The sequence below is a fragment of the Paenibacillus qinlingensis genome (assembly GCF_031455095.1).
In the GTDB taxonomy this organism is placed as follows: Bacteria; Bacillota; Bacilli; order Paenibacillales; family NBRC-103111; genus Paenibacillus_E; species Paenibacillus_E qinlingensis_A.
Genome location: NZ_JAVDSB010000009.1, coordinates 12,855 through 36,236 on the forward strand (window position 1 = coordinate 12,855; position 23,382 = coordinate 36,236).

General features: G+C 45.5%; 17 protein-coding genes. All 17 read left to right on the forward strand.

The features are described 5' to 3' along the window. Nucleotides 1-9: 9 nt before the first annotated feature. The 17 genes from J2736_RS21300 (at nt 10) to J2736_RS21380 (ending at nt 23,359) form a co-directional block, all read left to right on the forward strand. On the forward strand, nt 10-2,733 hold the full coding sequence (locus tag J2736_RS21300; RefSeq protein WP_310500606.1) for an alpha-mannosidase: 2,724 nt from the start codon (nt 10-12) through the stop codon (nt 2,731-2,733). Next, the gene (locus tag J2736_RS21305; RefSeq protein WP_310500607.1) at nt 2,730-3,647 is read left to right on the forward strand and encodes a class II fructose-bisphosphate aldolase; all 918 of its coding nucleotides are present in this window, start codon (nt 2,730-2,732) and stop codon (nt 3,645-3,647) included. Before J2736_RS21300 ends, J2736_RS21305 begins: the two co-directional genes overlap by 4 nt. Before the next feature lie 26 nt (nt 3,648-3,673). After that, complete coding sequence (locus J2736_RS21310) at nt 3,674-4,399, forward strand: MBL fold metallo-hydrolase (protein ID WP_310500608.1); 726 nt, start codon at nt 3,674-3,676, stop codon at nt 4,397-4,399. A 51-nt stretch (nt 4,400-4,450) separates the two neighbouring features. After that, nucleotides 4,451-6,886, forward strand: coding sequence for an alpha-mannosidase (locus J2736_RS21315; RefSeq protein WP_310500609.1), 2,436 nt, complete (start codon nt 4,451-4,453; stop codon nt 6,884-6,886). A gap of 184 nt (nt 6,887-7,070) precedes the next feature. Next, complete coding sequence (locus tag J2736_RS21320; protein ID WP_310500610.1) at nt 7,071-7,877, forward strand: DeoR/GlpR family DNA-binding transcription regulator; 807 nt, start codon at nt 7,071-7,073, stop codon at nt 7,875-7,877. 509 nt (nt 7,878-8,386) lie between these two features. Continuing rightward, on the forward strand, nt 8,387-9,385 hold the full coding sequence (locus tag J2736_RS21325) for a LacI family DNA-binding transcriptional regulator (RefSeq protein WP_310500611.1): 999 nt from the start codon (nt 8,387-8,389) through the stop codon (nt 9,383-9,385). A 16-nt stretch (nt 9,386-9,401) separates the two neighbouring features. Then, entirely contained in the window at nt 9,402-10,274 is an 873-nt protein-coding gene (locus J2736_RS21330; RefSeq protein WP_310500612.1) for a carbohydrate ABC transporter permease, read from the forward strand. A 13-nt stretch (nt 10,275-10,287) separates the two neighbouring features. Next, nucleotides 10,288-11,139, forward strand: a complete 852-nt coding sequence (locus J2736_RS21335) for a carbohydrate ABC transporter permease (RefSeq protein ID WP_310500613.1) — start codon at nt 10,288-10,290, stop codon at nt 11,137-11,139. 144 nt (nt 11,140-11,283) lie between these two features. After that, nucleotides 11,284-12,591 carry an ABC transporter substrate-binding protein gene (locus J2736_RS21340; protein ID WP_310500614.1) on the forward strand — a complete coding sequence of 436 codons (1,308 nt, stop codon included), beginning with the start codon at nt 11,284-11,286 and terminating at the stop codon, nt 12,589-12,591. 67 nt (nt 12,592-12,658) lie between these two features. Continuing rightward, nucleotides 12,659-13,930, forward strand: a complete 1,272-nt coding sequence (locus J2736_RS21345) for an amidohydrolase family protein (RefSeq protein WP_310500615.1) — start codon at nt 12,659-12,661, stop codon at nt 13,928-13,930. Further along, nucleotides 13,927-15,960 (forward strand): hypothetical protein, encoded by a 2,034-nt coding sequence (locus J2736_RS21350; protein ID WP_310500616.1) that lies wholly within the window; start codon nt 13,927-13,929, stop codon nt 15,958-15,960. The genes J2736_RS21345 and J2736_RS21350 overlap by 4 nt, the downstream gene beginning before the upstream one ends. A gap of 14 nt (nt 15,961-15,974) precedes the next feature. After that, the gene (locus tag J2736_RS21355; RefSeq protein ID WP_310500617.1) at nt 15,975-17,354 is read left to right on the forward strand and encodes a sedoheptulokinase; all 1,380 of its coding nucleotides are present in this window, start codon (nt 15,975-15,977) and stop codon (nt 17,352-17,354) included. After that, nucleotides 17,344-18,006 carry an aspartate/glutamate racemase family protein gene (locus tag J2736_RS21360; RefSeq protein ID WP_310500618.1) on the forward strand — a complete coding sequence of 221 codons (663 nt, stop codon included), beginning with the start codon at nt 17,344-17,346 and terminating at the stop codon, nt 18,004-18,006. The genes J2736_RS21355 and J2736_RS21360 overlap by 11 nt, the downstream gene beginning before the upstream one ends. Nucleotides 18,007-18,046: 40 nt before the next feature. Then, nucleotides 18,047-18,967 carry a class II fructose-bisphosphate aldolase gene (locus J2736_RS21365; RefSeq protein ID WP_310500619.1) on the forward strand — a complete coding sequence of 307 codons (921 nt, stop codon included), beginning with the start codon at nt 18,047-18,049 and terminating at the stop codon, nt 18,965-18,967. 13 nt (nt 18,968-18,980) lie between these two features. After that, nucleotides 18,981-21,416 (forward strand): alpha-mannosidase, encoded by a 2,436-nt coding sequence (locus J2736_RS21370; RefSeq protein WP_310500620.1) that lies wholly within the window; start codon nt 18,981-18,983, stop codon nt 21,414-21,416. Continuing rightward, a complete protein-coding gene (locus J2736_RS21375) occupies nt 21,417-22,073 on the forward strand; it encodes a class II aldolase/adducin family protein (RefSeq protein WP_310500621.1) in 657 nt (218 codons plus the stop codon). Further along, nucleotides 22,070-23,359: a four-carbon acid sugar kinase family protein gene (locus J2736_RS21380; protein ID WP_310500622.1), complete on the forward strand. Its 1,290-nt coding sequence runs from the start codon at nt 22,070-22,072 to the stop codon at nt 23,357-23,359. The genes J2736_RS21375 and J2736_RS21380 overlap by 4 nt, the downstream gene beginning before the upstream one ends. Nucleotides 23,360-23,382 lie beyond the last annotated feature (23 nt).

Genomic DNA, 23,382 nt, shown 5'->3' on the forward strand with positions numbered 1-23,382 from the left:
GGAAATGTCTTGGATCGTAAATTTCGTGTTTTTGTGTACCATCACACCCATTGGGATCGGGAGTGGTGGGCGACGATGCAGGATTTCCGCATCCGTTTAGTGGAACTGATCGACGAACTGTTGGATACACTCGATAAAGATCCAGAGTTTCGCTGTTTCTTACTCGACGGTCAAACGATCGTACTGAAAGATTATTTGGAGATTCGGCCAGAAAATCAAGCGCGTTTGCTGCGATTTATCCATGAAAATCGTATTCAATGCGGTCCATGGTATATTTTGCCCGATGAGTTTCTTGTCAGCGCTGAGGCGCATGTACGCAATCTGATGTTGGGGAATCGGATGTCCGAAAAGCTTGGTTTTACGAACCTGGATGTCGGCTATATCCCGGATACCTTTGGTCATATCTCGCAAATGCCGCAGATTCTGCAAGGCTTTGGCATCGACAATGCGATGGTTTGGCGAGGGCTGGGTGGACCATCTCCCAATTTTAAACAAGAATTTCTTTGGGAAGCGCCAGATGGCACGCAAGTTTTTACGTATTGGTTCCCCGATGGCTATTATATGGTGGATTTTCTCCACTTCGATAATCCGAAAAAGACGTATGAAGAAACGTATGGCAGAGTCCGCAAATCAATTGAACGCTGGGCAACGCGGGCTACCACAGATTGCTTGCTAATGCCATACGGCGGTGATCATAGACATATCGATGCCCGATTGCCCCGATTAATAAAGCAGGTTCAAGAGGATTTGCAGGAAGTTGCGGAGCTGCACTGGGGAACAACGAAGGAGTTCATGGAGGCTGTCCGTGCACAAAATCCTACTCTGGAAGTAATCAAAGGGGAGCTCAGGAATTTCGGAGAAGAGCTGCCTCATGTATTACCTGGTGTGCTGTCTGCACGAATGTACCTGAAACAGGATAACTTCAAAGGACAGTTAGCCCTAGAGCGTTACGCAGAGCCATTATCAGCATTAGCTTGGCTACATGGGCGCAAGTATGAAGCGGCACTTCTGTGGACGGCTTGGGAGCTTCTTGTTCAGAATCACCCCCATGATAGTATTTGCGGTTGTAGTATTGATGAAGTCCATCGGGAGATGATCCCTCGCTTCGCACAATCCAAACAAATCGCTGACATTGTGACGGAGAAGAGCGTTCAGCACATCAACAATCTCATTGATACAAGTGAGCTGCCTGAGGATGCTGTCGCGCTTGTTATCCATAACTCTCTCTGTTGGACGAGGAGTGATACCGTTACAGTTTGGATCGATCGCAAGCTGACCGTTCACCCTAAAACGTATGTGCTTGTGGATTCTGATGAACGCGAGGTTCCCTTTCAAGTGAAAGATGTCAGCGGCATGAAGCCGATGACGGATAAACATTTTTATACGGAAGTCTGTTTCGCTGCGAAAGATCTTCCAGGTCTTGGTTACAAGACGTATGTGCTACGACCAAGAGAGACTGCTTGTGATCCTAAACAAGTCTATTTCAACACGCTGCTGCCAGCTGCCAAGATTAAGGGCAGTGAAGCCAAATCTGACTTGCACATTAGTAACAACACAATAGAGAACGGATTACTGCGTGTGGAGGTTCATACACAGAATGGTACACTGCGTATCACGGATAAACGAAGCGGTCGCATCTATGATGGCTTAGGTGCATTTGAAAGTGGTGGAGACGCAGGGGACACGTATAACTATGCGGCGCCATTAATCGATCACGTACGACATACGACCGAAGATTCGTTAAATGTACATGTTTCTGGAGCGGAAATCGGCTATGCGAAAGTCACTCTTCAGGTAGACATCCATTGGTCCTTGCCGACGAAACTTAGTGAGGATCGGTTAAGCAGAATGGCATCATACACGGATTACCACATAACGAATTATGTGACTTTAACAACGGGATCCGAACGAGTGGATGTACGAACGGTCTGGAACAATCGAGCGGAAGACCATCGGTTGAGGGTATTATTCCCTCTTGGTGAGATGTTTAAGGTCTCGCATGCAGAAGGTCATTTCGATGTGGTGGAAAGAGAAGCAGCTGTTCTGGACATGGGGAATGGATGGCCGGAAACGTACGTGCCGCAGAAGCCGCAGCAAGGCTTTGTCAGTGTTAAAGGCCGCAATAAAGGACTGACAGTCGCCAATAAAGGGCTGACGGAGTATGAAATGTTGAACGATGAGCAAGGCACACTGGCGATCACGCTCCTCAGGGCTGTAGGCTGGTTATCTCGTGAAGATACCCTGGTTAGACACGGTGGGGCTGGACCTGAAACACCTGTACCTGACGCACAAAGCTTGGGGATGAATGAAGCGGAATATGCCATATTTGTCCATCAGGAAGATTGGCTGGAAGCCAAAATCCCTACCAAGGTACATGAATATTTAACGGCAAGCTACGGCTCAGTCACCGATAAGCATGATGGCGTTTTAGGTCAAACTGGCGGTTGGCTGGAGCTCAAAGGCGATCATACACTTATGCTTAGCGCTTGTAAAAAATCCGAAAAAAACGATGCGCTTATTGTGCGCTTCTGGAATACGTCGAAGGCAGCCACCATGGCCAGCATGCATCTGAAGACCAAGCCTCATCAGGTTCGTTACCTAAAATTAAATGAACAGCCGATGGATCGGGAGAATCTCAACATCGATGCCGATGGTTCATTCACCCTGCATGCCAATGGTGCAGAAATTATCACACTTGAAATCTATTTCACAACGAAGGAGAAATTGACATGACAACAGGAATTAGACCAAAGAACGTCTTAACGCTCAAACAAGCCTTGGAGGTAGCCGAGAAATTTGGGTTCGCTATCGGCTCGTTTTCCCCTAGATATACACCGATGATAACGGCCGTGTTACGGGCAGCTGAGAAAATGAAATCACCGGCTATTGTACAAATCTCACATAAAGAATTGGTTCGCTACGGCATTACACCAAAGGAATTCGCCGATGAGTTTTATGACAAAGTGGTTGCAGAACAAATCACCGTGCCGTTGGTCTTGCATCTCGATCATACGAAAGAATTGGCGACGATTGCTGAAGCGATTGATGCTGGTTTCACTTCAGTCATGATTGATGCTTCAGAAAGAAATTTGGATGAAAACATCGCCACTTCGAAGGAAGTAGCAGATTATGCGCGCGCGAAAGGCGTATCCGTTGAAGCCGAGCTTGGCATGATTGGCACAACGGACTTTGTAGAAACGGATAAAGATGAGGAGTTATACACGGACCCACAGGAAGCACACCGCTTCGTTGATGAGACGGGGATTGATGCATTGGCTGTTTCCTGCGGAACTGCTCACGGCGTGTACATGGTTAGGCAGCCTAAGATCGATGTCGATCGACTACAAGCTATTCGTTCACTTACGCCTGTACATCTCGTCCTGCATGGTGGTTCCGGTGTGCCAGCTGACATGATGGCTGGCGCAATTCAACTTCCAGGCGGCGGTGTGAGTAAAGTTAATATTGCAACAGATCTTGAACTTGCTTTCTTAGGCGCATTGGGACGCGAAGAAAGACTAACGAATGCAGAATGTCAGGCTCTGGAGCCATCGCTCTTAGAACTAGGGAGATCCGCCGTAGAAAATACAGTCATGGATAAAATGACTCATTTCTTAGGGAGCAAAGCGCAAGCAGGTCACTTTGTCTAGCAGTCATGGCTTAAAGGAGAATCCCAATGCCCAAAGCAGTCAAACTTACCGATAATTTCTATGCTATTTCGGGCGATAAACTGACCCATCCATGGGATGCAAGTGCTTATTTACTTACAGGAAGCGAGCCTATCCTGATTGATTGCGGTGGTTCCGAAGGTTATCCTGCGCTGAAGCACAACCTAGCCGAGTTAGGATTACAGCCAGGAGATATTACAAAAGTAATAGCCACGCATGGTCATTGGGATCATGTGGGCGGATTTGCTCAGCTTGCCGAGGAAAGTCAGGCTGAACTGTGGATTCACGAAAATGATCGCGAGCAAGTGGAACAAGGCGATTATGATCGAACGGCTGCTTTTCTTTACGGCAAGCCTTTTCCAGCTGTACAAGTTCACAGGACGCTGAACGATGGAGAAATCTTGCAAGTGGGCAAGTTCACATTGGAAGTGATTCACACCCCAGGGCATTCGCCTGGGAGTGTGTCTCTTCTATTAAAAGATGGCATACACAACGTATTAATTGCTGGCGATACCTTATGGGGCGGCTACCATCCCAGGGTTGGATCTGATCTGACAGCATGGGAACATTCTTTGGATAAGTTGTTAACCTATGATTTTGACTTGATGACCTTCGGACATTTGCCTCCGACACTGGTCTATGACGCGAAGAAGAAAGTTGCTGAAGCACGAAGACAGCTAGGGACGTATTTTAATCCTTGGTTTAAACCGATGTGTGAAACCTTCCAGTATTAACTCGCTTGCTCCAACGAAAGTAATTATGTAGATAGAAGGTAGGGAGAACCTATGAAAAATAAGAAACTTTACATGATTGGAAATGCCCATTTGGATCCAGTTTGGCTATGGCAATGGCAGGAAGGCTTTCAAGAAACCAAAGCAACATTTCGCTCAGCGCTCGATCGCATGAAGGAATATGACGATTTTATTTTCACATCCAGCTCCGCTGCGAACTATGAGTGGGTGGAAAACAACGATCGTAAAATGTTTGAAGAAATTAAGGAACGCATCCGCGAAGGCAGATGGCAAATTGTCGGAGGCTGGTGGATTCAACCAGATTGCAACGTACCCGGCGGGGAGTCGTTTGTCCGTCAAGGCTTATATGGTCAGCGGTATTTCAAAGAGAAATTCGGCGTAACCGCGAAGGTAGGTTATAACGTTGATAGCTTCGGACACCACGGCATGCTGCCGCAAATTTTGCTCAAAAGCGGAATGCCATACTATATTTTTATGCGTCCCATGCCGAATGAAAAAGGCTTGCCAGGGCGGTTATTCCATTGGGAATCCGACGATGGCAGTCGTGTCATGGCGTATCGAATTCCATTTGAATACTGCACATGGGGCAAAGATTTGGAAAAGCACGTACGCCGCTGCATGGAAGAGTTGAAAGATCCGTTCGGCAACTTGATGGTCTTCTATGGGGTTGGTAATCATGGCGGTGGCCCGACCAAGGAGAACATCAACAGCATCAAGCGGATGAACGCACTACCAGAATTTCCGACGATGGAAATGGCGGCTCCGAATGAATTTTTTACCGATATGGAAGCCTTGGATTTACCTATACCGGTTGTACACGATGATCTTCAACATCATGCAAGTGGTTGTTATGCAGTTCATTCAGGTATTAAGCACTGGAATCGACAAGCAGAGAATACACTCCTAGCAGCGGAAAAGTGGTCATCACTATCAGAAATCGTTACGGGGCAGCCTTATCCAGCCGATTATCACCGCGCTTGGAAAAATGTCCTATTCAACCAATTCCATGACATCTTGGCTGGAACTAGTCTTGAGTCGGCGTATGAAGATGCACGCAACATGCACGGTGAAGCCATGACCATTGCAGAACGTGGATTGAATTATGCCATTCAATCCCTATCTTGGAATATTGGCATTGAACAAGAAGAGGGCATGAAGCCAATTGTGGCTTTTAATCCGCATTCTTGGGACAGCCGGGTGAACATAGAGCTTGAAGTTGGCGGTATCAAGGAAACGACCATCGTGGTGGATGATACGGGGAAACAGATACCTTTCCAATTGGTGCAATCACAGGCAACGGCTGGCGGTAGATTCCGTCTAAGTTTCATAGCGGAGCTGCCTTCGTTGGGTTACCGCGTGTATAAAGTGAAGACAACGTCGCTGGAACCCAAGTTAGTCGTTCAGCCGATTAAAGCGAATGACTATGCCTTGGAAAATGATAGACTCCGCTTGGAGTTTGATCCCAAAACAGGCTTTATTTCCAGTCTTTTTGATAAGAAAGTGCAGTACGAAGTGTTTCGCGGCCCCGCGGCTAGACCAGTTGTTATCGAAGATAAATCGGATACGTGGAGTCATAATGTATTTCATTTTAACAATAAAGTTGGCGATTTCATTGCAACAAGCGTCCAGCGTGTGGAACATGGGCCTATTAAATCCGTGATCCGTGTTACTAGTGAATATGGCAGCTCGAAAATTGTTCAGGATTTCACACTATTCAAAGAACTGGACTACATCGACGTCAAAGTGACAGTGGACTGGCGTGAGCAGTTCAAAATGTTGAAATTGGTATTCCCAATTAATTTGATATTTACCAAACAAACGTACGAAATTCCTTATGGTTTCAAGGAAAGAGAACACAATGGTGAAGAAGAGCCAGGTCAGAGCTGGGTAGATTATGGCGGTATCTTGAGGGATGGAGGCGAACATAGCGGGACATCGTACGGTGTGTCGTTGATGAATGATGCGAAATACAGCTACAGCATTATGAATAAAGAGTTGGCGATGACCGTTCTTCGCAGCCCGATTTATGCCCACCATGATCCAGTTGTCCCTGAGCCTCATGGTCACTATTCCTTTATTGACCAAGGGATTCAATCGTTTAGGTACAGATTGCTGCCGCATCAAGGAAGCTGGGAGCAGGCGGGTACCATTAAGCATGCACTTGAATTGAACCAACGTCCGACGACGATTATCGAGTCCTATCATGAAGGTGCCCTAGCGCAGAAAGCTTCCTATTTAAATGTAGATAAAGACAACATTATTGTTAGCGTAGTGAAAAAAGCGGAAGATGGCTGTGATCTAATTATTCGTGCTTATGAGACAACGAGAGAAACAACCGATGCAATCATTCAATTGCCGCATGCGAATCGAACGATCAAGGCGCGATTTGGTCCTTGTGAAATTATAACGTTCCGCGTTCCATTGGATCAGAGCCTACCGATCGTAGAGACAGATTTGATTGAATGGTAAGGCGGTGAAGGCAGCGATGGGAGTGGAGAGAATCAGCCTAAAAGGTTGACAACATCTCAAAGAAAAGCGATATTAGATTTGCAACATTGCTTTATCTCCATTGTAAACTCCCCAGTCAGAAATCCCTTTCTGATACGGAAACTAATAGGTGAAAAGGTATTCGAGGATTAGAGGGGGATTGGGCATGATAGCCATACATCGCAGAACCAAAATTAAAGAATTGCTCTTCCAAGAGCGCAGTGTCAAAGTCGCAGATTTGGTGAAGGAATTTAGTGTTTCCGAAGAAACGATCCGACGTGATTTGAATCAATTGGAGCAAGATGGCATTATTCAAAAAAATTATGGCGGCGCCATTCTTCTCGAAGAATTGCAGACGACTTCGCAACAGATTCCACCTGTTGAACAGCGCAAATTTCAATACTACGAGGAGAAGGATGCCATCGGTAAAATGGCTGCTTCTTTGGTGGTGGGCCAAGAGATTGTCATTCTAGATTCGGGGTCCACGACATGGTGTGTCGCTCGTCATTTACGTCATGTATCGAATCTCATGGTGGTCACGAACGGTTTGAATGTTGCGGAAGAGAGCAGCCAGAATGAAGAAGCTTCCGTGTTTGTAATCGGGGGCAAACTAATTAAGAAGTCGATGAGCCTTGTGGGGCCGCAAGCCGAACTTGAGCTGCAAAAATATAATGCTGATTTTTCTTTCTTAGGCGCCTCGGGGATTTCCAAACGCAAAGGATTTACAAGTTCTGATCTCTATGAAGCCGAAGTGAAGAGGGCTATGATCGCAGCAGGGCAGAAGATTGTTATCGTAGCAGATCATAGTAAATTCGAGCGGCAAGGATTGATCTCATTTTCGAGCTTTCAAGATGTTGATATCCTAGTAACCAGTGACTTAGTGGAACAGAGTTTACTTGACGAGATTAGTCAGTTAGGTGTTGAAGTGATGGTGTGTCCGGTTAAGCATCTCCTTCAACATGAAGACGAATGAGTCATTGAGGTATACAGAAAACCGTTTTTGAAATTGATCTTTTTCATAAAAATGACTAAACCGTATATAAACTTTTTTACATTCATTAATAGTCCGATATTTACAAACTAAATCGGGGATACCGTTCATAAAAGGGTGAGTAGTCCGATGCTACCGAACTAAATGAATACTTTTGACGGATAGGAGTCATTTGTGGTAATTTAGTTCGGCTCTTTCGGATTATTCGAGTTCACACACCGTATAAGGCAATGGAAATTTATTCGTTGACAATCTTAACTGAAAGCGATAACATATAGGTACAAGAACTAAAATAAATCATTTTGGGAACGATCCCAAAATTGGATGACAACGATGAACCGAAAGGTCATTTTTTTTGAATGAAATGTGGGAACGTTCCCAATAATGAAAACGACGATGACAAGTTACGAAACAAGATTGCGCACACTAGTTTGGGAACGTTCCCAATTGATGGGAATATATGATTCGTAAATGAATAAAGGAGGCAGAAGATGGGGCCAACAATACATGATGTCGCTCGAGTAGCGAATACATCCAAGAGCACGGTTTCACGCTATTTAAATGGTCAGAAAGTGAAGAAAGACACAGAAGAGGCGTTAGAGAGAGCCATCCAATCCCTTAATTATCATCGCAATGAAAATGCAAGAAGATTAGTAATGAGTCGGACGAATACGATTGGTATTGTTGTCGATAACATTTCTAACATATTTTACTCAGGTATTATTCGAGGGATTGAAGCTGTTGCGAATCGTAAAGGATACAATTGTATTTTTTATAGCGGTACATCGAATTCTAAGCACGAAGCTTCCTTTCTCCATCTGCTGTATGAAGGACATGTAGATGGGATTATCCTGCTAAGCTTTCAGAAAAGAGATCAGCAGGAACTGGCACGTATGATCGAGGTGCCCTACCCGCTAGCTTTAATTGGGGATCATGGGGAATTGGACGGATTATTCTCAGTGGATATTGATAACGCATCTGGGGTTGCTGATTTGGTGACCTATTTACATGGATTAGGACATCGCCGCGTTGCTTATATTTCGGGTCCTGCTCATATGGGTCCCATTAAATATCGGTTGAAGGGCTTGCAACAAACGATGAGCGCATTGGAAATGGAGTGCAGGCCAGAGTGGATCGTGAACTCGGACTGGACCAATCAAGGCGGCTATGAAGCTATGAATGAACTGCTACAACATGAAGGTTTCACAGCTGTTATTGCTTCCAGCGACGAAACGGCAATTGGAGCACTTCGTGCGATACAGGAATCAGGACGTCAAGTTCCTGAACAGATGTCCATCGTCGGGTTCGATGATATTACGTTGTCCAGCTGGGTGTCGCCCAAATTGACAACCGTTCGCCAGCCTCTGCAAGACGTAGGGATGAAGGCTGCTGAGGGGTTGTTTGCCCAGATCGAAGGAGAAGATGTTGAACGAACAGCTCATTTGTATAAACCGACACTGATGATTCGTCAATCTTGTACCACACTTTAGAAAAGGGTTGTGAGCGATGATTTCTAAAATCAACAAGTCGAATTACGGCTATCTATTTATTGCCCCATTTTTTATCGGATTTGGCATCTTCGGTTTGATCCCGATTTTATATACATTCTATTTAAGCTTTACCAAATGGGATGGATTTTCGGATCCGATTTATATCGGCTTCGCGAATTACACGCGGCTTTTGCATGATACGTACTTTTATCAAACGATAGGGAACACCATGATCATCTGGATCATGTCAATTGTTCCGCAGCTCATCATAGCGCTCGTACTTGCGATTGTATTGAATGAGAAGTGGATACGCGGTAAACATTTTTTCCGGGCTGTGTACTATTTTCCGCATATTATTACGCCGATTACGCTTGGTGTCATGTTCAGTTTAATGTTCGACTGGCAAACAGGTTCGGTGAATAAAGTACTCATGGATCTGGGCATTGTGAGTGAGCCGGTGAATTGGTTCAGCAGCCCTTGGTGGTCGCGCACGATTGTATCTGGTGTCATTTGCTGGCAGTATTTCGGGTTTAATTTAATCGTATTTATCGCTGGTTTACAGTCCATTTCGGATGAAGTGTATGAAGCGGCCAAAATTGATGGCGCTAACAAATGGCAAAGCACCTTGTATATTACTCTTCCCTTATTGCGTCCAGTGTTACTTTTTACGTTCATTACCTCCGTTATCGGCGGGTTGCAATTGTTTGATGCCCCATTGATGTTGGGGAGTGGTCCAGACAATACGACAAGAACAATGGTTATGTATTTATATGAAACTGCGTTCAAAAATTTCAATTATAGCTACGGAGCAACAGTTGCATATGGCATTTTCGTAGTTGTCATGATCTTAACGGCGATTACAGCGAAAGCATCTAAGTTAAACGAGTAGGAGGTAACATCCAGTGGTTAGAAGTGAAGAGAAACCGTTTGAACTCCATCTGTTACTATTGAAAATCATCATCTATGTGGGTTTAATTGCGATAGCCCTGACTTGTTTACTTCCTTTCTACAGCATGCTGATTACGTCCACGCATACGAATTCGGACATAGCTCGGAAGCTGTTGATCGTTCCTGGGAATCAATTCTTGGTCAATTATCATCGTTTGACTGAAACCGTTAACATATGGCGGGGATTTGGTAATACAGTTTTCATCACGGTGACGGCAACCCTAATTAATGTGTATTTTGCAGCTTTAGCTGGTTATGGCTTTTCCAAATACAATTTTCGCTATAAAAGCGTGCTGTTCATGATGGTGCTTGCAACGATGATGATTCCTGGACAACTCGGGATTATCGGGTTTTATAAATTAATGGATGTCTTCCATATGCTGAATACGTATTATCCACTGTTGCTGACATCCATGTACAATGCTTTTGGTATTTTCCTCGTCAAACAGTTTGCTGACACCTCGGTGCCATCTGAAATTATTGAGTCTGGAAGAATTGATGGGTATGGAGAAATGCAAATTTTCCATCGCATTATTTTACCTTTAATGAGTCCAGCACTGGCCACGTTAGCGATCTTTGCTTTCATTGGAAAATGGAATGACTTCTTAGTTCCGATGATTATTTTATTCGACGGTGATATGCAGACCCTTCCGGTGATGATCGCGAGTGTCAAATCGCAGTTCTCCTCCGACTTTGGTGCACAATACGTGGGGATTGTTATCTCAGTTATTCCAATTCTGGTCTTCTTCTCTTTTATGTCCAAACGGATTATTAACGGTGTTGCAGCCGGGGCTGTTAAAGGCTAGTAAACGGATATTGAGAGGAGTGATGCTCACCAAGAAATGTTGAGATTATCTGAACCTATTCGCTTCTATTCTAATAGGAAATAATCCTACTATGTTCAAGCCAGTAGAACGACTATATCAATCACATCAAAGGGGCGAATTCTCATGAAAGCACAAAAATGGGCATCTATTTTAATGACTGCAGTACTAACTACAGGGGTTTTGACAGCATGTGGTGCGAAATCGAATACGAATAATTCGGCAACTACAAGTCCAGCTGCAACAGCTGCGCCAGCAGTAGACCCAGCTAAGCTCGCTGGTACGCTTTCTCTTTGGACTTTCTTTGATGGAACAAAGGGCATTGCAACGGCATTTGAGAAGAAATATCCAAATGTGAAAGTGGATGTCAAAGTATTCCCAGGTGATCAATATCAAATCAAGCTGTTGTCTGCCTTGCAATCCGGCAAGGATGTACCTGACGTGCTTGATCTTGAAAGAAGCTATGTAGGTAAATTCATTGAATCGCCTTTCTTAATGGATTTAGCGCCAATTGGTGCCAATGAACTTGTAAAAAATTATATTCCTTATGTAGCTGAGCTTGGTAAATCATCGGATGGCAAAATTAAAGCGATCTCTGACCAATCTTCGCCAGGCGGCTTCTGGTACTTGAAAGAAAATGCGAAAAAGTTCCTTGGAACCGATGATTCAGCGAAAATCAGCGAAATGGTGAGCTCCTACGATAAAATGATTGAGCTTGGTAAAAAAGTGGCAAAAGATAGCGACGGCAAAGTTCATCTGATCGCGAATACAGGTGATTTGTTCGATATTGCCAGCTATAATACACAGCCTTTCTATGTGAATGGCAAATTAAACATCGATGCGAAATGGGAAAAAGTCTATAACACGCAGAAAGATATTCGCGCGAATAACGTAGATGCGAAACTGCCTTTCATGTCAGCAGGTTGGGGAAATGCCCTGAATGACGGCAGTGTTGTACTCGTGGCTATGCCAGCTTGGGCGTCGTTCATGATTGGCAACAAAGACAACAAAGCGGTCGGCAAATTTGGCGTTGCCAAAACACCAGAAGGTTTCTATAACGGTGGAACATTCCGCGCGATTTACAATAAGACAGCGAATAAAGACATTGCGAATGAATTTATCAAGTTCTCTGCAAGCGCAGAATGGCAAAATGCAGATTTGCTAGCAAGAGGAAACTTGCCAGCACTGCAAAGTGTTTATGATGCAAATGTAGATAAATACACGGGCACACTGACCGGCGATCAAAAAGTGCTTCAACCTTACTACGAGATGATGAAGGCGATGCCTGTTATTAAGTCTGATAAGTACAGCGACTCCATCCTGAGTACGTGGAGAAAAGTAGCTGGTCAAGGGATTACAGATAACAAAAGTTATGCGGATGTTGTAGCATCTTTCCAAAAAGAAGTGAAAGCAGCGTTCCCAGAGCTTCAATAATGACAAATATAGAGGGCGGCTGTTTCGAATGAAGCAGCCGCGCATGTAGAAGGAGAGAGACCCGGAAATGAGCATCCTTCATGATTATGTTAACAGAATCCGCATCATTGACGGTCATGAACATCTAGCAACACCGCAAATTCGTAAGAGAGAAAATCACGATCTATTCTCCCTTTTGCATTATTTGGACTCTGATTTTTATAGTGCAGGCATGAAGCAAGGTGTTCTGGGAAGACAGAGTTCCTTGGCTGCGGAGCAAAAAGCTTCGATGTTTATGGAGTATTGGCATAAAACGAAAAATACAACGTATGCTCGGATGTTCCGGACCGCGATGGAAGATTTATATGACGTAACGGATTGGAACGTGAAAAGCCTGCTAGAGGCGAATGAAAAGGTCTTGCAAGCCACGCACGACCCGAATTGGTATGAGCATGTCATGGCCGAAAGGTCCGGTATTGATCTTGCCTTTACACTCATCCAAACAACGAAATTGGACTACGATCGTTTTCGTCCCATTATGTTTATGGATTTCGCATTTAAGTTACGAACATTGAAGGATATTACCGCTGTAGAACGGATGTCTGGCGTGAACGTATATCATTTGCGCCAATATTTAGATGCAGTGGATGCCTTATTGCATAGATATGTCCAGGAAGGCATGGTTGCAACAAAGTTCGGTCATGCGTACTGGCGCTCCTTAGCTTCAGGAAAACCGACCTTTCACGAGGCAGAGCTCGCGTTTAATCGATTAATGGGCTGCACCTTGGAAGAGTCGCTCTCACAAGCGGAAACTGTGGCACTTCAGGACTATTTGATCCATTTTATTATCCAGCGTTCTACAGCCTATGGACTCCCGATTCAAATTCATACCGGACATCATGAAGTCAGTGTTTCAAACAACGGCAATACGATTACGAACTCCAATGTGGAGTTGCTCATTCCTTTGCTGCTGGCGTACAAGGATACGAAATTCGTTCTGCTCCACAGTGGCTATCCTTATTATTTACCCTACTTAAGTATCGTGAAAAATTTCCAAAACGTGTATGCCGATTTGACCTGGCTATACATCATTTCTCCGACGGCGGCTAAACAAATCCTTCATCAGTTCATTGAAATGGTACCGATGACCAAAATACAGGGCTTTGGCGGCGATTATAACTATATCGAAGGCACGTATGCTCACCAGAAGCTAGCAAGGAAAGTGGTTGGAGATGTTTTGACGGAAAAGGTAGCCGAAGGCGCACTCGATGAAACCGAAGCGATGACATTTGCCGATCGGATTTTCCGTTTAAATTTAATTGACATCTATCAGTTGAAAGACATGGAGGTACAGGGATGATGCAGTGGCGTTTATCGGATAGCGGGTTCAGAAAAGCAGTTGAGATTCGACATTCAGAATCGGGGCAGGAAGCCTGTCTGTCATTTGCCCAATTGCTAACGGTAAGCAACCCACAGGGGGATAAGGAAATCGTCCCTGTGGGATCAGCATCATCGACTTCGGAGGGGCTTGAAGTGTCGGGGCAATCCGCAAACTTTCAGGTGAGCTCAACATGGAAACAGCACCAAGATATTTGCGACTATTACGAAGTGTTTGTAGACATTCAATATAGAGGTAAGGAAGCATCTGCCCATAACCTGCAGTTTGGCTGTCAGTTAGAAGGTGCAGGTAAACCAGACTGGATGATTCCGGGAGCATTTTATAAAGAGAATCGATTCGAGAAGAACTTGCGTCCGTATCCGCGGTATGATTTCCAAGGCGGCAATCCGCAGCAAATGGTGTCCGACTATTGGTCTTTTCGTGCAGACCGTGCAGCACTTCCAGCTGTATTCGCGTGGAATGACGGCATGTGCGGTGCGCTTTGTACCGAAGAAATGTCCTCGCTCGGGATTAGCGGATTGGGCTTCCGCGGCAATGCGACAGGTACGGAAATTTGGCTTAACTTTCCTTACAAAGAGGAACCCGTCACGTTTATTGGCAACGCCGTGCCTGCACCAGCTGATTTGGTTATGCATACCTTCCAGCCAAATGAAAAAGTGCATCTTCATCTTTATGTGTATGCAGGTACACCAGATCCACACAACTATAATCCATTTGTTCGTCAAATGTATGCGATACATCGCCAAGAACACGGTCTTAATCCGTGGATGGGCTTAGAACAAGCTGCAGAATTAACGGCTCATGGCCTATACGAATGGCACTATGACAAAGAGAACGACATCTTAAGGGAAACCGCAGCGTTCGACCGAGAGTTTAATAACAATGTAAAAGGGATGGGCGATCGCCCTCACATGCATGTCAGCTGGGTAAGCGGTGTGCCTTATGCCTATGCTTTGCTAATGTACGGTAGGAAAAAAGTCAACTCCTCCTATACGGATGCAGGGATTGCAGTCTTGAATAAAATTGCAACAGGTCTTGCTCCGAACGGAACCTTCTGGGCTTCCTGGGAGCTTGGCCGAGGTTGGACGGCTGGCTGGAATCCGAAGAGGACTTGGCTTCAAGCAAGAACGGTCTCGGAAGCTACGTTATTTCTTGTTCGGGCGTTAGCTTTCGAACGAGAAGCGGGCATCGCGCATCCGGATTGGGAGCATGCCGTGCTGTCTAACCTACGATATGCGGTTAATCATCAACGTTCGGATGGAAACTTCGGCTCCTATTACGATTGTGAGACGGGTGAAGTGCAAGAGTGGGACGGCGCAGGCGGTATGCTCTGGATTGCAGCCTTACTTGAGGGAGCAAAGTATTTCACAGAAGATGCATTCTCAGCTGCAGCAGTTCGTGGAGGAAGTTATTACGAGCGGTTTATCCGTGACGAGTATATTTACGGTGCACCCGAAGATGTTCATTTAACACCAACGTCAGAAGATGCTTACAATGCGGTTGTTTCTTATGTGTTGTTGTATGAGTGGAACCATCAGCCACTCTGGTTAGAACTTGCCTCAAGCGCAGCAGACTGGATGATGACATTCCGCTGGACATATAATTTACAATTTCCGAAGCATTCCTTGCTGGCCCAATACAATTATTGTTCACGTGGAGCAGATCAGGCCTCAACTTCGAACCAACACTTACACAATTATGGGCTATTCGCAGTACCTGAGATGTTGCGTCTATGGACATATACAGGCGATCGCTACTATTTAGATCGTACCCGTGATCATATATCTTGCTTCTTGCAATTTATTGCCAGGGAAGATGGCGATTTCAATGCTTATAAAGGAATGGTTACCGAACGATTCTACAATACAAATTGTTTTCAGCCTAAGGGAATGATGTTGACACTATCTCATTCCTGGTGTATTGGACTTATTTTATATGCAGCACAAGCCTCCCAGTCTTATGAAAATGAATTGAATTTATTCGATCGCTAAGGAGGGGCTGCTTGATGTATACGGCGGGCATTGATATTGGCACAACATCCATTTGTGTCGTCGTAACCAATATCCAAGACGGATCCATTATCCGTATCGCATCTAGAGCAAATGACTCGGAAATACCTGCTACGGAATTTTGGGAACGTACCCAAAATGGGGATCGGATTGTAGAACTGGTAAATGCATTACTTGCAGAGTGCCAGGAAGACTGGACTAACGTTGATGCCATTGGTATTGCATGTCAAATGCACGGCGTGCTGTATGTTGACAAAGAGGGTCAAGCGGTTAGCCCGCTCTTTACATGGCAGGATGGCCGTGGAGATCTTCATTATGCTTCGGGTCAAACCTATGCAGCAACATTAAATGACAGGACCGGTTATCCGGTTAATACAGGGTTTGGCTTAGTCACACACTTTTATATGACACAGCAAGATGAAATTCCAATGGGTGCTGTAAAGCTGTGCACGATTGGTGATTATGTGGCTATGAAGCTTTGCGGGGAGGCTGCTCCGTTCATGGATCGGACGAACGCCGCAAGTATTGGACTCTATTCGCTGGAGACGGGAAGATTTGATAACGAAAAGCTGAGCGCAGCAGGGATGGATGCCAGCTTTTTACCAGAGCTTGCAACGGACAGACAGCTTATTGGGGAAACAGCTGACGGCAAGAAGGTCGTCTGTGCGATCGGCGATAATCAAGCCAGCTTTCTGGGGGCAGTGCCTACTTTCGAAAGTAATTTACTTGTTAATGTGGGAACTGGCTCGCAAGTGTCCGTATATTCTCCTAGTTTTATGCAATCTCCTATGCTGGAAACACGTCCATTCATAGACGGGGGCTATCTGCTTGTTGGGGCTTCACTTAGCGGTGGTAAATCGTATGAAGTGCTAGAACAATTTTTCCGTTCTGTGCTTGGCGCTTTTGCGGAGGCGGAAGAAAACCGACTCTACGAGGCGATGAATCGCTTGGCGGAAGAAGCGATGACGGAGGCTGTACCACCACTGCGAGTTGGAACCCAATTTTACGGAACTAGGGAGCATCCGGAAGCCACGGGCTTTATTCAAGGAATTCGAGCAGATAATTTCAATGCCAAACAGTTAACAGCAGGATTCCTTCATGGCATTTTAGATGAATTAGTTGGTTGTACACAGCAGTTTCCTACTCACATTGTTGACAAGTTAGCCAGGCTGGTTGCATCAGGCAATGGACTTCGTAAAAATGCTGCGATGCAACATATCGCTCAGTTGAAATGGCAGCTACCCTTAACCTTTGGGAAAGTGGAGGAAGAAGCAGCATTCGGCGCAGCCATTCACGCTGCAGTCGTAACCGGTTATTTTAGAAATTATGAAGAAGCCCTACAAAGGATGCAAAGGAGCGATAGTCATGAAGCATAAACTTGCCATTATTCATACAACCCCCGTCACGGTAGACAGTCTAAAAGCGTTAGCGAATGAGCTTCTGCCAGGCGTTGAAGTGATGAACTGGGTAGATGACTCGATTTTGCCACAGCTTGCCGCAAACGGTGGGCAAATTGATGAGATCGAAGATCGCTTTCGTCAATACGCACTCATTGCAGAGAAAGCAGGCGCATCTTGTATTTTAAGCGCATGCTCGTCGATTGGTGAGCTCGTTTCTCGTGTAGGTCCTCAGCTGAGCATTCCTATCATTCGGATTGATGATGCGATGGCAGAGTTCGCCGTGAGTTCTTCGGAAACCATCGGGGTGGCAGCAACGCTCGAAACAACACTCCAACCGACAAAACGATTGATTTCCGGTAAAGCGGCGCTAGCTGGCAAAGCGGTGCACATTGAAGCTGTTGTAGCTAAATCGGCTTATCAGAAACTGCTAGCTGGGGATAAAGAGGGACATGATGTGGAATTAGCTGAGGTTCTACGTGAGCTTGCATCTAAAACAGATCTGGTCGTTCTTGCACAAGCTTCCATGGCTAGAGTCATTTCGCAGTTTACGTCAGAAGAGCAAACACGTTTTCTTAGCAGTCCAAGGTTAGGCATGCTGCGTGTCAAACAAGTGATTGAGCAGCTTTAATAGATAGAGATAAAAATAGGAGTACAAAGGAGAGTTCACCATGACACAAACATCCACGAATTCATCAGTTATTACGTTGAAACAAGCACTAGAGGTAGCGGAAGCAAACCATTTTGCGATTGGTTCTTTTTCACCGCGCTATACACCTATGATTGCAGCTGTTTTGAAGGCAGGGCAACTAGCGAACTCACCGTTAATCGTTCAGATTTCACATAAAGAATTAGTTCGCTATGGCATTACAGCAGCTGAATTCGGAGAAGAGTTCTACCGTCAAGTGGAAGCAATGAAAATTACCGTTCCAGTTGTCCTTCACTTAGATCACACGAAGGAATTAGAAACGATTAAAGAGGCGATTGCAGCAGGATTTACGTCCGTTATGATCGATGCTTCTGAGAAGCCTTTTGATGAGAATGCCGCGATTAGTAAAGAAGTTGTGGACTATGCACGACCAAAAGGTGTATCCGTAGAAGCCGAGTTGGGGATGATCGGAACAACCGATTTTGTAGAGACAGATAAAGATGAAGAACTATACACAGACCCTGAGGAAGCGGCTGAGTTTGTGGCGATTACGGGTATTGATGCGTTAGCGGTTTCTTGCGGTACCGCACATGGTGTGTATGTCGTTAAGCAGCCCAAAATTGACTATGATCGACTGATGAAGATTCGTAAATTAACGCCTGTACATCTTGTCCTTCATGGGGGTTCCGGTGTGCCTTCGGAAATGATGCGCAATGCCTATCATCTGCCTGGCGGCGGCGTTAGCAAAGTGAATATTGCTACTGATTTGGAACTATCCCTGCTCAAAGCTCTCGGTCGTGAAGAACGCATGACGAACGAAGAGTGCAAGAACTTGTCACCTGAGATGCTGCAAGCTGGCCGTGATGCGGTAACGCAAACCGTAATGGAAAAAATGAATGAATTTTTGAGCAGCACAGGGAAAGCAGACGCTTTTAACAACTAATCTGGAGGTTCTCATGATGAATGAAAATAAGCTCTACATGATCGGTAACGCACATCTAGATCCAGTTTGGTTATGGCAATGGCAAGAAGGCTTCCAAGAAGCGAAAGCTACTTTCCGTTCTGCACTAGATCGTATGACAGAATCCGAAGATTTCATTTTTACTTCCAGCTCTGCTGCGATGTACGAATGGATTGAGAATAATGAACCTGCAATGTTCGCTGAAATCAAGAAACGTGTCCAAGAAGGGCGTTGGAACATTGTTGGCGGTTGGTGGATTCAACCGGACTGCAACATTCCAAATGGGGAATCTTTTGTCCGTCAGGGCTTGTATGGCCAACATTATTTCAAGGAGAAGTTCGGCGTAACGGCTAAAGTTGGCTATAACGTAGACAGCTTCGGGCATAACGGCATGCTTCCGCAAATTCTGAAGAAAAGCGGTATGGACTATTACGTGATGATGCGTCCGATGCCGAATGAAAAAGGATTGCCAAGTCGTCTGTTCATGTGGGAATCCGATGATGGCTCACAAGTCATGACCTTCCGCATTATGTATGAGTATTTATCATGGGGCAAAGATTTGGAAAACCATGTTCGCCGCTGTCTAGGCGAATTCAAAGAGCCGCTCAACGAACTTATGTTGTTCTACGGTGTTGGTAATCATGGTGGAGGCCCGACGAAGGAAAATATCGAGAGCATTCGCCGCATGAACGCGGACCCATCACTGCCTAAACTTGAATTTGCGACACCAGATGCGTATTTCAAGCAAATGGAAAGCAGAAATTTAAACTTGCCGGTGGTCCATGATGACTTACAGCACCATGCTAGCGGTTGTTATGCGGCTCACTCGGGCATTAAGCATTGGAATCGTAAAGCGGAGAATCGCCTTATGGCAGCTGAAAAGTACTCCGCGCTTGCTTCATGGATTACAGGGCAACCCTATCCGGCAGAGTTCAATCAAGCATGGAAAAATGTACTCTTCAATCAATTCCATGACATTCTCGCAGGAACAAGCCTTGAGCCTGCATATGAAGATGCGATGTACTTGTACGGCGAAGCCATGGCGATTGCCGATCGTTCACTGAATTACGCGGTTCAATCGTTATCGTGGAACATTAACATCGAACAGGATGTTACCATGAAGCCTATCGTTGTCTTTAACCCGCATGCATGGGAAAGCCGTGTGAATGTGGAGCTTGAAGTCGGCGGTATCAAACCAACGACTGTTTTATTAGATGACAAAGGGAACCCAGTACCGTTCCAAACGGTACAATCTCAAGCATCTGCTAATGGCCGTTTCCGTCTAAGCTTTATGGCCGATCTGCCATCCATGGGTTATCGCGTGTATAAATTAGTAGCGGAGTCAGCTTCACATAAACCAGTTGGAGAACCGATTGTTGCCAGTGATGTGATGATGGAAAACAAGCGTTTCCGCTTGGAGTTTGATAAAGAAACAGGCTTTATTAAAAGCTTGTTCGATAAAGTTGCCGATCATGAAGTGTTCAAAGGTGATGGCGCGAAGCCGATCGTACTCGATGATAAATCGGATACATGGAGCCATGATGTTCTGCATTTTAATCAACAAGCAGGTGCCTTTAAAGCTAAAAAGGTATTCCGCGTCGAGCATGGTCCTGTGAAATCGGTCATTCGTGTTGTCAGCGAATATGGCAGCTCCAAGCTTGTTCAAGATTTCGCTATGTACGCTGATCGCGATCAAATCGATGTTCAGGTGATGGTAGACTGGCGCGAATCGTTCAAAATGTTGAAGCTGGTATTCCCAGTGAATGTCATCTTCAGTAAGCAAACCTACGAAATTCCCTACGGGACGATAGAACGTGAGCATAATGGGGAAGAAGAGCCAGGGTTAACGTGGATTGATTATTCCGGCGTTACTCGCAAGGGCAATATCATGTACGGCCTTAGCTTGATGAACGATGCGAAATACAGCTATAGCATTCATAACCAGGAAATGGCGATGACGGTACTAAGAAGTCCGATTTACGCGCATCACGTACCTTTCGAACCAGATCCTAATGGGGAGTACTCCTTTATCGATCAAGGTATCCAACGTTTCTCCTACTCCTTGCTGCCGCATGAAGGAAGTTGGGAACAAGCAGGCACAGTCAAGCGTGCAGCGGAACTGAACTGCAAGCCGATTGCCGTGATCGAATCGTTCCATCAAGGAGAGCTAGCACAAACGGATTCTTATGTGAACGTCAATAAAGACAATATTATTGTGAGTGCGATTAAGAAAGCCGAAGATAATCAGGATCTCATTATTCGTGTATATGAGACGAACAAAACGGCAACTTCTGCAGAAATTATGTTGCCTAGATGGAATCGTGTTATTAAAGCGGATTTCAAACCATGCGAAATCAAAACTTTCCGCGTGCCGTACAATCCAGAATTACCGATAAAAGAAACCAATCTGTTGGAATGGGACGTGGAATAAATGGACGCATCGGTTTGGCAGCAGTTGCAGGAAGCTGGGCGATACATGCTAAATAACGGCTTAGCTTGGGGAAACGCCGGCAACATCAGTGCACGAACCAGAGATGGCCATTATCTAATTACCGCTAGCGGAACGGATTTAGGAGAGCTCGGCGAAGATGATTTCGTCGAGTGCTCGATCTCAGAGGGCAAGGCGACTTCGCCAGATAAGAAACCATCGAAGGAAGTCCCCATGCATCAGGCGATTTATGAATCCCGCCCAGACGTAGGCGCTGTCCTTCATGCTTCCCCCTTTTACAGCACGATGCTAGCCTGTTCGTCAGAAACGTTGCCGTCCGAGTGGTTTGTAGAAACGATGTATTACTTAGAGCGAATTGAGCGCGTTCCTTATTTTCATCCAGGTTCCCGCGAGCTCGGTGAAGCTGTGCGTGAGAAAGCGGGCAAAGCCAGCGTTCTCTTCCTCGAAAACCACGGCGTTCTTGTCTACGACAAGAACGTGAAGGAGGCAAGGATGGCTATGCATACCCTTGAAATGGCTTGCCACATGTATGTCGTGGCGAAGAGCTCAGGTATTTCCTTGCGCAAGCTGCCAGAAGATGTTGTTCAGAGCTTCTTGAATGAGTCTGGTTATCGGCCAAGAAGGAGGTTAACGGAATGATCGGTATTATCGCAGATGATATTACAGGCGCGAATGACATCGGGATTATGTACGCGAAGGCAGGGATTACAACGCATGTCTACCCGATGGAATCGTGGACGAATCAAACCGAACGAGTTGAGCCAGAGGTACTCGTCCTTGACACGCACTCCCGATTGGACACGCCAGAAGTCGCTTACAAGAAAGTGTTTCAGATGACGAAGAAGCTGAAGGATGCGGGCGTTACACGTTTTATGAATAAAACGTGCTCCGTGTTTCGAGGCAATATCGGCGCCGAATTCGATGCCATGCTAGATGCCCTAGAGGCATCTTTTGGCATCATTGTCCTTGGTTTTCCGAAAAACGGGCGCACAACACTAGACGGTATTCATTATGTACATGGTAAAAAACTGGAAGAATCAGAATTTCGAAGTGATCCTGTCCATCCTATGCTTCACTCCAATTTGGTTCAGATTCTACAATCACAAACGGTTCGTAAAGTTGGACTCATTCCCATAGATCAGATTGATCAAGGCTCATACGTACTGCAAGATGAAATCGCTAGAAAGAAGAACGAAGGCTTTCAGTATGTGATTTTAGACGTACGAGATCAGCAATCACTGCAAATTATCGCGCAAGCTGTTCAACATGAACCCATTCTTTGCGGCAGTTCTGCGCTAGCGGAGGAATTAGCCTTACTAGAAAAGTCAGCAGCTGCTGAATGGGGGGAACAAGGGACGAAACTCCCTGAGCTTGGAAGACAAGCTGTGCTTTGTGCGGCAGGCAGCTTAATGCCGCAAAGCGCGGCACAAATCGTCTATGCCAAAAAGCAAGGGCTGCATGCCCTGGAGCTCGAATCCATGCTGTTATTTGATCCATTGGAAAAGCAGGTGCATTGCGCCAAAATCGTTGAAGACGCTTCGCTGCTGCTCCAAGAAGGGCAAGATGTCCTCATTCATGCCTCGAACAGTCCGATGAAGGTCGCGGCTACAAAAGTGAAAGGAGCCGAGCTTGGCTTCGACAATACCGAAGTATCTGTGCTCGTTTCAAGTGCACTGTCCGACGTGGTTCGGTCTGTCGTCAATAAGACAGGGCAACAACGATTGCTCATCGCTGGCGGAGAAACGTCAGCAGCCGTTTGCGACAAGCTAAATATTGACGGACTAAGTATTTGGCAAGAAATTCAACCAGGATTGCCATCCTGTTTAACCCTCCAGATGCCGCAAAGGTTTTTGGTATTGAAATCAGGCAGCTTCGGCACGGAATCCTTTTTCATAGAAGCGATTGAACATTTGAAACAAACTTAAGATCAGCAGGGAGGAGATTAGCG